Origin of the sequence: Dickeya chrysanthemi NCPPB 402 (assembly GCF_000406105.1) — a bacterium.
In the GTDB taxonomy this organism is placed as follows: Bacteria; Pseudomonadota; Gammaproteobacteria; order Enterobacterales; family Enterobacteriaceae; genus Dickeya; species Dickeya chrysanthemi.
Window position 1 is genome coordinate 420,638 of the sequence record NZ_CM001974.1, and the last position, 15,362, is coordinate 435,999.

13 protein-coding genes and 1 riboswitch are annotated in these 15,362 nt (G+C 56.8%); of the genes, 5 read left to right on the forward strand and 8 right to left on the reverse strand.

Annotated features, from left to right (window positions below; genetic code table 11):
- Positions 1 to 41: 41 nt before the first annotated feature.
- Entirely contained in the window at positions 42 to 1,406 is a 1,365-nt protein-coding gene (lysC, locus tag DCH402_RS02055) for a lysine-sensitive aspartokinase 3 (RefSeq protein ID WP_039999356.1), read from the reverse strand.
- Between the two features lie 117 nt (positions 1,407 to 1,523).
- A riboswitch (Lysine riboswitch) is annotated at positions 1,524 to 1,721 on the reverse strand.
- Between the two features lie 222 nt (positions 1,722 to 1,943).
- On the opposite strand from lysC, the gene pgi reads away from it, so the two are divergent.
- Together pgi and DCH402_RS02065 are read left to right on the forward strand one after the other, a co-directional pair.
- Positions 1,944 to 3,593 (forward strand): glucose-6-phosphate isomerase, encoded by a 1,650-nt coding sequence (pgi, locus tag DCH402_RS02060; RefSeq protein ID WP_039999357.1) that lies wholly within the window; start codon positions 1,944 to 1,946, stop codon positions 3,591 to 3,593.
- Between the two features lie 287 nt (positions 3,594 to 3,880).
- The gene (locus tag DCH402_RS02065; RefSeq protein WP_039999359.1) at positions 3,881 to 4,225 is read left to right on the forward strand and encodes a DUF4156 domain-containing protein; all 345 of its coding nucleotides are present in this window, start codon (positions 3,881 to 3,883) and stop codon (positions 4,223 to 4,225) included.
- A gap of 51 nt (positions 4,226 to 4,276) precedes the next feature.
- On the opposite strand, the gene epmB is transcribed toward DCH402_RS02065, so the two are convergent.
- Entirely contained in the window at positions 4,277 to 5,320 is a 1,044-nt protein-coding gene (gene epmB, locus DCH402_RS02070; RefSeq protein ID WP_039999360.1) for an EF-P beta-lysylation protein EpmB, read from the reverse strand.
- 39 nt (positions 5,321 to 5,359) lie between these two features.
- Between epmB and efp the strand changes: the two genes are divergently transcribed.
- Both efp and DCH402_RS02080 read left to right on the forward strand, forming a co-directional pair.
- Positions 5,360 to 5,926, forward strand: coding sequence for an elongation factor P (gene efp, locus DCH402_RS02075; RefSeq protein WP_039999362.1), 567 nt, complete (start codon positions 5,360 to 5,362; stop codon positions 5,924 to 5,926).
- Between the two features lie 155 nt (positions 5,927 to 6,081).
- Positions 6,082 to 6,435 carry a DMT family protein gene (locus tag DCH402_RS02080; protein ID WP_039999364.1) on the forward strand — a complete coding sequence of 118 codons (354 nt, stop codon included), beginning with the start codon at positions 6,082 to 6,084 and terminating at the stop codon, positions 6,433 to 6,435.
- Between the two features lie 141 nt (positions 6,436 to 6,576).
- On the opposite strand, the gene blc is transcribed toward DCH402_RS02080, so the two are convergent.
- The 5 genes from blc to frdA all read right to left on the reverse strand — a co-directional run bounded on the left by blc (position 6,577) and on the right by frdA (position 10,531).
- Complete coding sequence (gene blc / locus DCH402_RS02085; RefSeq protein WP_039999366.1) at positions 6,577 to 7,116, reverse strand: outer membrane lipoprotein Blc; 540 nt, start codon at positions 7,114 to 7,116, stop codon at positions 6,577 to 6,579.
- 112 nt (positions 7,117 to 7,228) lie between these two features.
- Positions 7,229 to 7,585: a fumarate reductase subunit FrdD gene (gene frdD / locus DCH402_RS02090; RefSeq protein ID WP_012768152.1), complete on the reverse strand. Its 357-nt coding sequence runs from the start codon at positions 7,583 to 7,585 to the stop codon at positions 7,229 to 7,231.
- Positions 7,586 to 7,599: 14 nt separating this feature from the next.
- Entirely contained in the window at positions 7,600 to 7,995 is a 396-nt protein-coding gene (gene frdC / locus DCH402_RS02095; protein WP_027710780.1) for a fumarate reductase subunit FrdC, read from the reverse strand.
- Positions 7,996 to 8,007: 12 nt separating this feature from the next.
- The gene (locus tag DCH402_RS02100) at positions 8,008 to 8,742 is read right to left on the reverse strand and encodes a succinate dehydrogenase/fumarate reductase iron-sulfur subunit (protein WP_039999369.1); all 735 of its coding nucleotides are present in this window, start codon (positions 8,740 to 8,742) and stop codon (positions 8,008 to 8,010) included.
- Complete coding sequence (frdA, locus tag DCH402_RS02105; RefSeq protein ID WP_039999371.1) at positions 8,735 to 10,531, reverse strand: fumarate reductase (quinol) flavoprotein subunit; 1,797 nt, start codon at positions 10,529 to 10,531, stop codon at positions 8,735 to 8,737. The genes DCH402_RS02100 and frdA overlap by 8 nt, the downstream gene beginning before the upstream one ends.
- Positions 10,532 to 10,939: 408 nt before the next feature.
- Here frdA and epmA point away from each other — a divergent pair, with 408 nt between their 5' ends.
- Positions 10,940 to 11,917 (forward strand): elongation factor P--(R)-beta-lysine ligase, encoded by a 978-nt coding sequence (gene epmA, locus DCH402_RS02110; protein ID WP_033576778.1) that lies wholly within the window; start codon positions 10,940 to 10,942, stop codon positions 11,915 to 11,917.
- A gap of 118 nt (positions 11,918 to 12,035) precedes the next feature.
- On the opposite strand, the gene mscM is transcribed toward epmA, so the two are convergent.
- A complete protein-coding gene (mscM, locus tag DCH402_RS02115; protein WP_039999373.1) occupies positions 12,036 to 15,353 on the reverse strand; it encodes a miniconductance mechanosensitive channel MscM in 3,318 nt (1,105 codons plus the stop codon).
- Positions 15,354 to 15,362 lie beyond the last annotated feature (9 nt).

Genomic DNA, 15,362 nt, shown 5'->3' on the forward strand with positions numbered 1-15,362 from the left:
GCACGGATTCGGTTTTTTTTGTCGCTACGGCAACCTAAGGCTTATTCAAACAGGTTGTGGTGCAGCGTCTGCACGACCTGTTCCGCATCGCTGGACGGCACCAGGAAGCACAGGTTATGACTGCTGGCGCCATAACAGATAAGACGAATGTTGAACGGCTCCAGCACGCCGAACACCTCTTTGCCGACGCCGCAGGCCTGCGACAGCTTGTTGCCGATCAGCGCCACCAGCGACATATTTTCTTCCACTTCCACCCGGCACAGCGAAGACAGTTCGGTCAGCAGCGCGCTGGACAGCAGGCTGTCGCCGGTCGAGGTGGAGCCGGTGGTATCCAGCGTTAGCGCCACGTTAACCTCGGAAGTGGTGATCAAATCCACCGAGATGTTGTGGCGGGCCAGAATACTGAACACTTCCGCCAGGAAACCACGCGCGTGCAGCATGTTGAGGCTGTGCAGGGTCAGCAGCGTCTGTTTGCGACGCAGTGCCAGCGCGCGGAACAGTGGCGGGTTCTCGGTGTTGTTGCACACCAGCGTACCGCCCGCCGCCGGGTCTTTACTGGAGCCGACAAATACCGGGATATCGCTGCGTACGGCCGGCAGCAGGGTCGCTGGGTGCAGCACTTTGGCGCCGAAGGTCGCCATTTCGGCGGCTTCTTCAAAGGTAATCTGGTCGATACGGTGGGCGGACGGCACCACGCGCGGGTCGGTGGTGTAGATACCGGGCACATCGGTCCAGATGTCGATGCGGCCGACGTTCAGCGCTTCGCCCAGCAGCGCGGCGGTGTAGTCGCTGCCGCCGCGGCCCAGCGTGGTGGTACGGCCTTTGGCTTCGCTGCCGATAAAGCCCTGGGTAATGACCAGGCCCTGCGCCAGACGTGGCACCAGCTGGCTGCGGGTCAGCTCGCCCAGCATGTCGCAGTCCGGTTCGGCGCGGCCGAAACGATCGTTGGTACGCATGATTTTACGTACATCGAACCATTCCGCGGCGACGTTGCGCTCGCGCAGGATTTCCACAAACAGCAGGGTGGACATCAGTTCGCCGTGGCTGACCAGCTCGTCGGTCAGCGCGTTGGAGGTAGCCAGCGACGCGGCTTCCGACAGGCGGGCTACGTTATCCAGCATACGTTCAATTTCCTCGCGGATAACGGCAGGCTGGTTGAGGCGATTGATGATGGCGTATTGAATCTGGCGCAGTTTTTCCAGTTGCGCCGCACGTTCCTCCGGCGGCAAACCTTCAGCCAGCGCGACCAGCAGATTGGTGACGCCGGCGGAGGCGGACAACACCACCACCCGTACCTGAGAATCCGACAGTACGATGTCGGCGCTGCGGTTCATGGCGTCGAAATCAGCGACGCTGGTGCCGCCGAATTTGGCGATAATCAGTGAGTTATTCGTGTTAGCAGACATTCAAAAAACCTCGTGTCAGGGGCGTCATCGTCGTTATCGACAACAGCATTCCATCGTTAAGCCTTGGCACAAGGGAAGAGCGGTAAACGGGGGGCAGGCGTAGGAACTGGCTACGGCACACCCAGAAGCGCTCCACCTTGCTGATCGTTCCGCCTTGCGGAGCGATGCGGGTGACAACCCAGGGGATTCAGCCCCTGCAGTCGACAGCGTAAACACCGTAGGTTACGTCTGCCTCGGCGCCGCTCCCCCTCCGGTATCGTCATCGGATACGGTTCCTCCGATACCTTGCCTGGGCGGCGCTCCTCTTCTGGCTTGCGCAACGCGTGCGCAAGTAGGCTTTTACAAATAGCGGGTAACGCGGCGGCTGTCAATCAACATTGGACCGGCGCGCGGTATTTCGCAAGAAAAGGGCTTCCCAGCACGGCGTTAAGGGATACAATCGGGAAAAAACGGGCGGGATTCGTCGCCCGGCGACTGATTTATTCTCAAACCGACTTGTTCTCAAACCGACTTGTTCTCAAACCAAAGAGTAGTGTGATGAAAAATATCAACCCGACGCAGACTGCCGCCTGGCAGGCATTGCAGCAGCATTTCGCTGCGATGAAAGAGGTGCAGATCAGCGACCTGTTCGCGCAGGATCCCGAGCGTTTCTCGCATTTTTCCGCCACGTTCGGCGATCTGATGCTGGTGGATTACTCCAAAAACCGCATCACTGCCGAGACGTTGGAAAAACTGCAGGCGCTGGCGCGTGAAACCGATCTGTCCGCTGCCATCCAGTCGATGTTTTCCGGCGAGAAGATTAACCGCACTGAAGATCGCGCCGTGTTGCATGTCGCGTTGCGCAACCGCAGCAATACGCCGATTGTGGTTGACGGCAAAGATGTGATGCCGGACGTGAACGCGGTGCTGCAAAAGATGAAGCAGTTCAGCGAACGCGTGATTGGCGGCGAGTGGAAAGGCTATACCGGCAAGGCGATTACCGACGTGGTGAACATCGGTATCGGCGGGTCCGACCTGGGGCCGTACATGGTGACGGAAGCGCTGCGTCCGTATAAAAACCATCTGACCATGCACTTCGTGTCCAACGTTGACGGCACCCACATCGCTGAAATATTAAAGCGCGTCAACCCGGAAACCACGCTGTTCCTGGTCGCTTCCAAGACCTTTACCACCCAGGAAACCATGACCAACGCCCACAGCGCGCGTGACTGGTTCCTGAAAGCGGCCGGTGATGAAAAACATGTCGCCAAACACTTTGCGGCGCTGTCTACCAATGCCAAAGCCGTTGGCGAATTCGGTATCGACACCGACAACATGTTTGAATTTTGGGACTGGGTCGGCGGCCGTTACTCACTGTGGTCAGCTATCGGCTTGTCGATTGTGTTGTCGGTCGGTTTCGATAATTTCGAGCAATTGTTGAGCGGTGCGCACGCCATGGACCAGCATTTCGCCACCACCCCGGCTGAGAAAAACCTGCCGGTGCTGCTGGCGCTGATCGGCATTTGGTACAACAACTTTTTTGGCGCGGAAACTGAAGCGATTCTGCCGTACGACCAGTACATGCACCGCTTTGCGGCTTACTTCCAGCAAGGCAACATGGAATCCAACGGTAAGTACGTTGACCGCAACGGCAATCCGGTGGATTACCAGACCGGCCCGATCATCTGGGGCGAACCGGGCACCAACGGCCAGCATGCGTTCTATCAACTGATCCATCAGGGGACCAAGCTGGTGCCGTGCGACTTCATTGCACCAGCGATGACCCACAACCCGCTGAGCGACCACCATAGCAAGTTGCTGTCGAACTTCTTCGCGCAGACCGAGGCGCTGGCGTTCGGTAAATCCCGCGAGGTGGTGGAAGCCGAGTTCGCGGCGGCCGGTAAATCAGCCAAAGAGGTCGAGCACGTGGCGCCGTTCAAAGTATTCGAAGGCAACCGCCCGACCAACTCCATCCTGCTGCGGGAAATCACGCCGTACAGCCTGGGGGCGTTGATCGCGCTTTACGAGCACAAGATCTTTACTCAGGGTGCCATTCTGAACATCTTCACCTTCGACCAGTGGGGCGTGGAGTTGGGCAAACAGCTGGCTAACCGTATTCTGCCGGAATTGCAGGATGACAGCGCGGTTAGCAGCCATGACAGCTCCACCAATGGGCTTATCAACCGCTTCAAACAGTGGCGCGCGTAATAACAACCGTGTCATAACGCTATCGCGTTGTTATAACTACATTGCGTTGTTATAACTATATTGCGTTGTTATAACTACATCGCGTTGCTATAACGACAGGCCCCGATTTTGGGGCCTGTTGATTTGTGGGCGGACGTGATCGCCGTCATGACGACGGAAATAGTTGTTCCGTGAACAATGACTGCCATGCTGATGGTGGTAACATGGAATTGTTTCAGCATAAGTTTTCGGTTGTCGGGTCGGGCTAGCCCGGTTCGGCCGGTGTATTGATCATCACGGAGAGAAACATGCGGACTCGTATACTGATGGGATTGGCTGCCGTCACGTTACTGGCAGGGTGCAGCACCAATAACGAACTCAGTGCGGCTGGTCAGGCAGTGCGTTTTACCGACAGTAAACCGTCGGCACAATGCCAGTTATTGGGTAGCGTGACCGGTACGCAATCCAACTGGTTGTCCGGCGGCAACAGTGAAGGCAGTTCAATGCGCGGTGCCGCCAACGATCTGCGCAATAAAGCGGCGGCGATGGGCGGTAACGTGATTTATGGGGCGAACACGCCGAGTCAGACGTTCCTGTCCAGTTTCGCGCCGTTGGACAGCAAAATGCAGGGTCAGGTTTATAAGTGCCCCTGATGCCGAAGGCAATCAGCGTTGCCGGCGAACGCCGGTGACGCAGTTGGCGTCTCAGTCCTGATTTTCCTGTAATTGCCGCATACCGATATCCAGCAGCGTTTTGCTGGCCTCGCCGCCGATTTCCCGCGCCAGACTTGGCACCAGATAACCCGATACCTGCGTCATCAATTCCCTGACCAATGTGCGAGCGTCATCATCCGGCACCAAAAAGTGCGCAGCGCCTTGTACTTTATCCAGCACATGCAGGTAATAGGGCAGAATGCCGGCGTCGAACAAAGCATTGCTGAGCGCCGCCAGCGTATTGGCGTTATCGTTGACCCCACGCAGCAAGACGCTTTGGTTGAGTAACGTCACCCCGGCCTGACGCAGGCGCGCCATGCCGTCGGCGAGTTCCGTATCGATTTCATTGGCGTGGTTGATGTGGGTGACCAGCACCACCCGTAGCGGCGACTGCGCCAGCCGCTGGCAGAGTTCAGCGGTAATACGCGCAGGGATCACCACCGGCAAGCGGGTGTGAATGCGCAACCGCTTCAGATGAGGGATCTGTTCCAGTTCGGTCAGTAGCCAGGCCAGCTCGTGATCTTTGGCCATCAACGGGTCGCCGCCGGAAAAGATGATTTCGTCCAACTGCGGATGCTGACGGATATAATCCAGCGCCTGACGCCAGTTAGCTTTGTTGCCCTGATTATCCTGATAGGGAAAATGGCGGCGGAAGCAGTAACGGCAATTAACCGCACAGCCGCCTTTCACCAGCAACAGGGCACGATTGTGGTATTTATGCAGTAACCCAGGTACGACGCTGTGCTGCTCGTCCAGCGGATCATAGCTAAAGCCGGGGGTGGCGATGAACTCGTCCTGTGCGGTCAATACCTGCAATAACAACGGATCCCGCGCATCGCCTGGGCGCATACGGGCGGCAAAGGCTCGCGGCACCCGCAATGGAAACAATCTGCGCGCTTCGCGTCCGGCGGTCAGTTGCGGGTGGTTATCCAGCGCCAGAAGTCTCAGCAATTCATCAGGATCGGTAATAACATCGGCGAGTTGCTGCAACCAATCTTCTCGGGAGGGTATATTTAGGGTTACAATGTGTGCCATTTTTTTGGCTAAGTACCAGTATCAATGTAGAGGGCCATTATGGCGACTTATTTTAGCAACGATTTCCGTTCCGGTCTTAAAATCATGTTCGAGGGCGAGCCTTATGCTATCGAATCCAGTGAGTTTGTTAAGCCGGGTAAAGGCCAGGCATTCGCCCGTGTCAAAATGCGTCGTCTGTTGACGGGGTCCCGCGTTGAGAAAACCTTCAAGTCTACCGATTCGGCTGAAGGTGCTGACGTGATGGATACCAACATGAACTACCTGTATAACGACGGCGAGTTCTACCATTTCATGCACCCAGAAACCTTTGAACAGCACCAGGTTGAAGCGAAGACGGTGGGTGATTCCGCCAAGTGGCTGCAGGATAACGCCGAATGTATCGTTACCCTGTGGGACGGTCGTCCGATCGCTGTTCAGCCGCCGAACTTTATCGAAGCTGAAATCACCGAAACCGATCCGGGCCTGAAAGGCGATACCGCGGGTACTGGCGGCAAGCCGGCCACCCTGTCTACCGGTGCGGTGGTGAAAGTGCCGTTGTTCGTGCAGATTGGCGAAGTGATCAAGGTTGACACCCGCTCCGGCGAATACGTCTCCCGCGTGAAGTAATCTTCCCGACGCGTAAACTGTCCGTCGGGCGGTTTACGCGTTGCCGCACGGCTATCATCCCGTCTGAAAAATTCTCTCACACATGCTGAGCGAAGCTTGATGGTATTTTCTCCCGCCTGACGTAATAATGCCGCGTCTTGGTTAAGGAGAGAGCGATGTCCCCACTCATCATTACGGTATTCATGCTGACTCTCAGCAATGTATTTATGACCTTTGCCTGGTATGGGCATCTTCGTTATTTCAGTGGCCGTACCTGGATGGCGGCGGCGCTGGTCAGTTGGGGGATTGCGCTGTTTGAATACCTGTTGCAAGTGCCGGCTAACCGTATTGGTTATCAGGTCGCCTCAGCCGGGCAACTGAAAATCTTGCAGGAAGTGATCAGCCTGTCGGTGTTTATTCCTTTCTCGATGATTATTCTCAAAGAACCTTTCCGCACGGACTATATATGGGCCGGCTTGTGTCTGCTGGGCGCGGTGTTCTTTATGTTCCGCGACAAAATTATGGGCTGACCTGCTATAACGATTTCCCGTAAAAACAGCCGGTAGAATAACCGGCTGAAAATACACTGACCGACTGACTTGTCATGACGGGAAATAAGAATATCAAAACAGTGTTTTATTTATTTCTCTCTGTAGGTTGATCCCAGCGAATTATTTCCCTGCACCCGCGTTGGTGTTAATCCAGATTAATTTGTCCGCCTGAAAACCATTGCGTTGTGCCGCTGCCAATAACGCCTGCCTGACAAGCGCAGGAAGCTCAGGAGTCCGGGACAGAATCCAGAGATAATCGCGGTTTGGCCCGCATACCAACGCGTAACGATAGTCGCTGTCCAGCGCAATCACGTTGTAGCCGCCGTAAAATGGCCCGAAGAACGACACTTTCAGTGCGGCGCGTTGCGGTGAGCCGGTGAAATAAGCTTTGCCGGTACTTTCGCGCCAGACGCGTTTCACCGGGTCGAAACCCCGGTTCACCACGGTGATGCCGCCATCCTCCCGTGGGCGGTAGGTGGCGGTGACCTGCTCCAGACCTCGCTCGAAGCGGTTGTCCAGCCGGGCGATTTCATACCAGGTTCCCATATAGCGGGCAGGTTCGAAGTTATCCACCACCTGCACGCCTTGCGGCGGCGTGGTGCTGCAAGCCGTCGTGAACAAGGTAATCAATGAGGTCAGCAATACGCGCCAATGCTTCATTTACAGCTTCCTGTGTTGGTTTATCTTGGGTTTAAAGGTAGGAAGCGCAGCGTGAAGATGCAATAAAAAAGGCCCGCACAGTGCGGGCCGTAGAGCATGGATGAGCGTTGTTTTACAGCGTGACTACACCAATGATAGTGACGACCGAGAGGATCGCCGCCAGGCCGTAAAACACCCATTTACCGGCCGGTACATGGATTTTCAGGTCATGCATGGCGTGATGGATACGGTGTAGGCCACACCACAGCGGCAGCACGATCATCAGCAGCAGAAACGCACGGCCAATCAGGCTATGACTAAACGCCGCGATACGATCATAGCTCAGCGCTTGCGGAAACATGCCGAGCGGCAGCAGAACCCCGATCAGCAGGATGATAACCGGCGCGAACATTGCGCTCCACATACCGCCTGCGCCGAACAGGCCCCAGAACGGTGGTTCGTCGGAGCGTTTGGGTTGTTGATTATTCACGAGATTCCTCCTGTTCAGAACAGCAAGGCGATGGCCAGCACCGCCAGCGTGATGACCACAGTGGCCGCCCACAGTGCTTTAACGACCGGCTCAGGCCCCATCTTTTCCTCTTTCACGATGATGATGGTGGCTTTAGGCGCCAGATCGAACCAGGTTTTGGTATGCAACACCGCTGCCAGCAAGGCGACGATGTTGAGCAGCAATACCAGCGGGTTTTGCAGGAAGCCGACGAAATGGCTCCAGCCTTCCGGGCCGGCTTTAAGCGAAAATACGCCATGCAGCAGCACGATGCTGAACCAGACCGCAGGCACCGCAGTACCTTCGCGCAGCATATAGAAACGGTAGAAACCGAGCTTCTGCCACCAGGTGGGCGTCATACCGCGGACATACGCTTTACGTTTGGTGATCATTTGTTGCCTCCCTTATTGTGGTCTCAGCATGGCGATCATGAAGTCTTTGGCGCTTTCCACCTTGCTTTGCTGGATAGCGGCCGCCGGATCGACGTGCTTCGGACACACTTCAGAGCAGTAACCCACGAAGGTACAGGACCAGACGCCGTTGTCGCCGTTCAGTTGCGGCATACGCTCTTTCTTGCCGTGGTCGCGATTGTCCAGATTGTAACGGTGCGCCAGCGTAATCGCGGCGGGACCGATGAACTCCGGATTCAGGCCGAATTGCGGACAGGCGGCGTAGCACAGCCCGCAGTTGATGCAGCCGGAGAACTGATGGTATTTCGCCATCTCTGCCGGGGTCTGTTTGTTCGGGCCTTGGTCCGGCGTGCGGCCGTTGCCGATGATATACGGCTTGATGGCTTCCAGACTTTCGATGAAGTGGGTCATGTCCACTACCAGATCGCGTTCGATCGGGAAGTTACCCAGCGCTTCGATCTTCATGCCGCCGGTGTAGTCGCGCAGGAAGGTTTTACAGGCCAGCTTCGGTACGTTGTTGACCATCATGCCGCAGGAACCGCAAATCGCCATACGGCAGGACCAGCGATAAGACAGGTCCGGCGCCAGGTTGTCCTTGATGTAGCCGAGCGCATCCAGCAGCGAGGTTTCGCGGGTATAGGGCACGTCGTAAGTTTCGACGTGCGGGGCGTTATCCTGCTCCGGGTTATAGCGCATGACTTCCATTTTCAGGGTTTTCATATCAGCCATTCGCTTGCTCCTTCTTGTTTTTCTCCTGAGCTTCCGCTTCGGCGCCATAAACACGTTTCGCCGGCGGCAGCTTGGTGATCTTCACATCGCTGTATTCCAGGCGAGGTGCGCCTTCCGGGTTATAGAACGCCAGCGTGTGCTTCAGGAAATTGACGTCATCACGCTCGGTGCAGCCTTCATCCAGACGCTGATGCGCGCCGCGCGACTCTTTGCGGTTGATGGCGGAGTGCGCCATACATTCGGCAACGTCCAGGCTGTGACCCAGTTCGATGGTATAGAGCAGATCGGTGTTGAACACGCTGGAGCGGTCGGTGATTTTCACGCGTTTGAAGCGTTCTTTCAGCTCCGCCAGTTTGTCGACGGTTTTCTGCATCAGGTCGGTGGTACGGTAGATACCACAGCCTTCTTCCATCGACAGCCCCATTTCGTCGCGGATTTTAGACCAGCTTTCGGTCCCTTCCTGCTTCATCAGTGCGTGCAGGCGTTGTTCCACGTCTTTCGCTTGCGCATCCAGTGCGCTGGCGTTGGCCGGTGCTGCTGACTGCGAACGTTCTACGGCTTTTTCACCGGCTACGCGACCGAACACCACCAATTCTGCCAGCGAGTTGGAGCCGAGACGGTTGGCGCCGTGCAGACCGACGGACGAACATTCGCCGACGGCGAACAGGCCCTGAATACGGGTTTCACACTGCTGGTCGGTTTCGATGCCGCCCATGGTGTAGTGCGCGGTGGGGCGAATCGGAATCGGCTCTTTGACCGGGTCGACGCCGACGTAAGCTTTCGCCAGTTCGCAAATGAACGGCAGACGTTCTTTGAGTTTCTTCTCGCCCAGATGACGCAGGTCGAGGTAGACCACGTCGCCCAATGGGGTGGATACGGTGCGCCCGGCGCGCCATTCGTGCCAGAAAGCTTGCGACACTTTATCGCGCGGCCCCAGCTCCATGTATTTGTTTTTCGGCTCGCCCAGCGGCGTTTCCGGCCCGAGGCCGTAGTCTTGCAGATAGCGGTAGCCGTCTTTGTTGACCATGATGCCGCCTTCGCCACGGCAACCTTCGGTCATCAGGATACCGGAGCCCGGCAGGCCGGTGGGGTGATACTGGACGAATTCCATGTCGCGCAACGGTACGCCGTGGCGGAAGGCCATGCCCATGCCGTCACCGGTGACGATGCCGCCGTTGGTGTTGTAGCGATAGACGCGCCCGGCGCCGCCTGTTGCCATCACGATAGCGTTGGCACGAATCTGAATCAGCGACCCTTCCATCATGTTGATAGCAACGACCCCACGGGCATGCCCGTCATCCACCAGGATGTCCAGTACGAAATGCTCGTCGAAACGCTGAATCTGTGGGTATTTCAGAGAAGTCTGGAACAGGGTGTGCAGCATGTGGAAACCGGTCTTATCCGCAGCAAACCAGGTTCGTTCGATCTTCATTCCGCCGAAACGACGCACGTTGACTGAACCATCCGGCTTACGGCTCCACGGGCAACCCCACTGCTCAAGCTGGGTCATCTCCCGCGGGCACTGCTGCACGAAGTGATCCACCACATCCTGTTCACAAAGCCAGTCGCCACCGGCCACGGTGTCGTGGAAGTGGAAGTCGAAGCTATCATGATCCTGTGTGACCGCCGCCGATCCCCCTTCTGCGGCCACGGTGTGGCTACGCATCGGGTAGACTTTGGAAATCAGCGCAATCTTGAGTTGGGGATTTGCTTGTGCCGCAGCAATCGCGGCCCGTAAACCTGCTCCCCCGGCCCCGATAATGGCCAAATCGGCATTAAAGGTTTGCACTGCATGCCTCCAATTACTTAAGTTAAATAAATTAAATTAAGAAAATAATATGAAATCCAACGTCGTCACTTATTTTCCGTTTTAATTTCCAGGACATTAAATCGAGTGAAAAAATATCTGAACTACCTATAAAGAGAGAGTCAATCACTCTTTTTTTGTATGGGAATGATTATAGCGATTTGAAGATGCCTTAAATTTGATGTGATCCAGTATTTTGCTGTTTTTTAATATCTGCACGGACATATTCCGGAAAACGTGACGGGAAAGGTGATTTATTCATAATTATCACTTTTATTTCTTCAATAATCTCGACAAATCAAATTGAAGAAAATCTCCCGCTGGATAAATTTGTCTGGCCAGAAGGATGCGGGTAGACTGCTCCTCCAGTTTGAGTGTGGAGTGGAAATCATGAGCGAAACGGTCAGTTGGCAGCCTAGCGCCCCTGTCGCCAATCTGTTGAAACGAGCGTCGATAATGAAAGAAATCCGGCGTTTCTTCTCAGATCGCGGCGTGTTGGAGGTGGAAACGCCGGCCATGAGTCAGGCGACGGTAACGGACGTGCATCTGTTTCCATTCCAGACCCGTTTTGTCGGCCCCGGCGTCGCCGATGGTATGCCGCTGTACCTGATGACCAGCCCGGAATATCACATGAAACGCCTGCTGGCGGCAGGCAGCGGGCCGATTTACCAACTGTGCCGCAGTTTTCGCAATGAAGAGTCCGGCCGTTACCATAATCCTGAATTCACCATGCTGGAGTGGTATCGCCCGCACTACGATATGTACCGCCTGATGAACGAAATGGATGACCTGCTGCAACAGGTGCTGGAGTGCGACGGCGCGGAAATGCTGTCTTATCAGCAGGCGTTCCAGCGTCATCTGGAAGTGGACCCGTTGTCGGCGGACAAAGCGCAATTACGTGAAGCGGCGGAAAAAATCGGCGTAGGCGATGTGGCGAACCGGGAAGAGGACCGCGACACGCTGTTGCAGTTGCTGTTCGCGTTTGGCGTGGAGCCGCAAATCGGTCGCGATAAGCCGGCGTTCGTCTATCATTTCCCGGCAACGCAGGCGGCGCTGGCGGAAATCAGCACCGAGGATCACCGGGTGGCGGAGCGATTCGAGGTGTATTACAAAGGCGTCGAGCTGGCCAACGGTTTTTGCGAACTGACCGACGGCAAAGAGCAGCGTCAGCGTTTCGAACAGGATAACCGCAAGCGCGCCGCGCGTGGTTTGCCGGTACAACCGATCGACGAAAACCTGCTGGCAGCATTGGAAGCCGGCATCCCGCCGTGTTCCGGCGTAGCGGTAGGTGTGGATCGTCTGGTGATGCTGGCGCTGAATGCCGAGTCTATCGGCGAAGTGATGGCGTTTACGGTGGATCGCGCCTGACGCCGTTTTTTCATTCTTAATGACTCAGGTTGACAGAAAACCACGGAAGCTATTGCTTGCCGTGGTTTTCTTTATTCAGCGTAATAACAGTTTAAATATCATGAAAACTTATGTGTCATTACAACCCACCCGTAGTGCGGGTGGCGGCGTTGCGCCCGGCTACCTGCACCGAGTCCATCCGCACCTGGAACGGCGGGAACGGCATCACCAGATTGTGTTCGCGGTAGCTTTCCAGAATCAACTGGTGCAGTTCGTGGCGCAACGGCATACGGTGACCCATCTCGGCGGCGAAAATACGCAGTTCGAAAATCTGGATGCCCTGACGCAGATCCACCAAAAACACTTCCGGCGGCGGGTTATCCAACACCAGCGAGCAGCGTTTCACCGCATCCAGCAACAGCGTGGTGACCTCTTGTGAATTGGCGTCGGCAGGCGCCGGAATAGTCAGTACCACACGGGTGACCGAATCAGACAGCGACCAGTTGATGAACTGTTCGGTGATAAAAGCCTTGTTGGGCACGATGATCTCTTTGCGATCCCAGTCGGAGATGGTGGTGGCGCGGGTATTGATGCGCATCACGCTGCCGGTCAGATCGCGAATGGTCACGGTATCGCCGATGCGGATCGGTTTTTCGAACAAAATGATCAGGCCGGAGATGAAGTTGGCGAAGATCTCCTGTAAGCCAAACCCCAGCCCTACGCCGAGCGCCGCCACCAGCCACTGTAATTTCGACCATTCGATACCGATCAACGAGAACCCCATCAGCCCACCCACCAGCATCATCAGGTACTTGCTGATGGTAATAATGGCGTAGCCGGTACCGGGCGACAGCTCAATATGCTGCAACACCGCCAGCTCCAGCAGTGCGGGCAGGTTTCGCACCAACTGCGTGGTGATGACAAACACCAGCAGCGCGATCAGTACCGAGCCGAGGGTAATCGGCTGCACGCTCTCCACGCCTTTCACCGTACTGGTGACATCCCACAGGCTGATGTTTTCCATAAACGCAAACGCAGAATGGATTTCCGACCACAGGGCGATAACCGACACCAGCGCGATCAACGTCAGGATCGATCGCACCAGTTTCAGCGAGCGGGCGCTGATGGCATCCAGATCCACCACCGGCTCTTCCACCACGTCCCCGTTGGTTTCGTGTGACGACGGGTTGGCCTCTTCCTCGCCGCGTGCGCGTTGCGCCAGCATATCCGCCCGGCGCTGTCTGGCGCGGTCAAAAGCGATGCGGCGGCGTTGTATCAGCATCCAACGGCGGATGATGTGGTAAATCACCAGCAGGAAGAACCAGATGGCGACCGAGGTTTCCAATCGTGCCAGCAACGCCTGCGAGGTAGTGAGGTAGCCCAGGCAGGACGCCAGCGCGGCAATCAGCGGAATGCAGATCATCAGATTCCACATCGCGCGGTTCACCGGGTTTTCACCGGATCCTTCTTTATCCAGATACAGCGGAATACCCGCACGTTTCAGGCTGGTAGTCACCAGACTGAGCGCCATACACAGCAAGATAAAACATAGCCGCCCGAGCGTACTAGAAAACTCCCGCTCGTTGAGGTTATCGAAAGTGATCAACGCCATCACCAGCGGCACGATAAAGCCGATGGAGAGGCGGTAGTAGCGCATAGCACGCGCCACCTGCTTCGGCGACCAGCCAAAATGTACGATGAACAGCCCCTGACGATGCGAAAAGGCGGCGCAGACCATCACCACCCACATCAACGGCACCGTGGCGGTGACGCTGTCGCCGATCGCGACGGCGACCGGGTAAGGCCAGGCACTTTGCAGGCCGTAGCCGAGGGCGGCCCACAGCACCGGCAACGGCATGGCCACCATCACCGACCAGAACACGGTACGCAGCGTGAGCATGAAGTAATCGAGCGTCACTTTACCGACCCGGCTGCTGGCGCGCTCAAGAAAGGCGTGGTAATGGCGGCGCGAGCTGATACTCAGCCCAACCAGCAGCAACGCGCCTAACAGCGGCAATAAGGTACCCTGGCTGGTGGCCATCATCAGCATCGCGCCGCTGAGCTGGGTGAGGGTATCCAGCGAGAGCAGGCGCGACAGATCGCGCAACAGGTTCAGTGGGTAAGCAAAACCAATCGGATCGACATCCGCTACCCAGAACAGGTAGCGGTGCGCCGCGTCGCGGATCTCGATCAACGCGTCTTCGAGTTGGTTGCTGGCGACCTTGAGTTTGGTCAGCTCCAGAATCTGGGTATCACAGCCGGAGATCAATGACGTGAGCAGATCACGCTGGGTTCGCAGTTGATCGTTGACGATCTTTTGCTGGGCGCTGGTCAATGGCGCGCCGTTGTCTTGTCGGGCGGGCTCGCTGGTTGCCGGCAGTTTGTTGAGTTGGTCTTCATAATGCAGGCGTTGGGCGCGCAACTGCGCCATGTCGCCGTCTAACTGCTGTGGCTTGGGCATTTCCGGCAGTCGCGCTACCTGCGCGCGCAGGGTTTCACCCAGCGCTGGTGAGGAGCCGAGCCACTGCGCTTGTTCACGCAGCGTGCTCAACGCCTGGCGTACCTGTAGCGTTTGGGCGGCGGTCTGGCGCTGGCGGGCGGCTATTTGATCCATGCGCTGCGCCTGTTGGTTCAGCGCCATGGAAAGATCGCGGTTGGTTTGCAGCAAGCTGGCGACCGCCGCAGGTAGCTGACCTTCCTGCTCCGCCAGTTGCTCGGTTCGTTCCAGTGCTTGTTCCGCCTCGCGCTGACGCAAGGTGTTCAGCGTGCTGCGCAGCAACTGGAGCTGATTATCCAGCCGGTCACGTCGCTTTTTGTAGACATCCGCCTGCAGACGCGACAGTTCCTGACGGTTACTGGCGGAAAGCTGCGCCAGTTCCAGCTCTTCCAGCCGGCTTTTGCGCAACGCGGCTTCGGCCTGCAAGGCGGCCAGTTGCGCCTGAGCGAGTGGTGTCGTGGGGTTGCCCAATGCCTGTATGCGCCGTTCGACGTCGCTCAGCGCGCGGTTGGCTTCAGTTTGTTGCTGCGGCAATTGGGCCAGCGAGTCGCTGATTTCCCGCTGGTGGTCCTGTTCTTGTTGTAACTGGCGAGTTTGCTCCAGTAACTGACTGCTGATCTGGACAATCTGCTGTTCCAGGTCGTTAACCGAGGTGGTTTTAGGCGGCGCGGCGGGTTTCGCGTCTTCCGCCTCCAACTGCTGGCGCAGGTAGCGGGTCAGTTTGGGGAAATCATCGATCGCCCGCTGATACTGGTCGGCCCGCTGGCGGGTCTCCCGGCGTTCATCCAGCAACCGCAACGCCGATTGCAGCTCTTTGACGATGTCGGCTTGCGCCGGGGCGTTCTTGTTGGTTTCGGCTTGCTGGAGATCCTGTTTCAGTTGCGTTTCGTCAGGCAACTGGGCGGCCGGCGACGTGGTTGATAACAGGCATCCCATCAGGAAAATCAGAATCAGACGCACGGCTGGCCT

Coding starts and splice junctions, on each gene's coding strand:
- lysC (WP_039999356.1), bottom strand. CDS start 1,406: ATGTCTGCTAACACGAATAACTCACTGATTATCGCCAAATTCGGCGGC.
- pgi (WP_039999357.1), top strand. CDS start 1,944: ATGAAAAATATCAACCCGACGCAGACTGCCGCCTGGCAGGCATTGCAG.
- DCH402_RS02065 (WP_039999359.1), top strand. CDS start 3,881: ATGCGGACTCGTATACTGATGGGATTGGCTGCCGTCACGTTACTGGCA.
- epmB (WP_039999360.1), bottom strand. CDS start 5,320: ATGGCACACATTGTAACCCTAAATATACCCTCCCGAGAAGATTGGTTG.
- efp (WP_039999362.1), top strand. CDS start 5,360: ATGGCGACTTATTTTAGCAACGATTTCCGTTCCGGTCTTAAAATCATG.
- DCH402_RS02080 (WP_039999364.1), top strand. CDS start 6,082: ATGTCCCCACTCATCATTACGGTATTCATGCTGACTCTCAGCAATGTA.
- blc (WP_039999366.1), bottom strand. CDS start 7,116: ATGAAGCATTGGCGCGTATTGCTGACCTCATTGATTACCTTGTTCACG.
- frdC (WP_027710780.1), bottom strand. CDS start 7,995: ATGATCACCAAACGTAAAGCGTATGTCCGCGGTATGACGCCCACCTGG.
- DCH402_RS02100 (WP_039999369.1), bottom strand. CDS start 8,742: ATGGCTGATATGAAAACCCTGAAAATGGAAGTCATGCGCTATAACCCG.
- epmA (WP_033576778.1), top strand. CDS start 10,940: ATGAGCGAAACGGTCAGTTGGCAGCCTAGCGCCCCTGTCGCCAATCTG.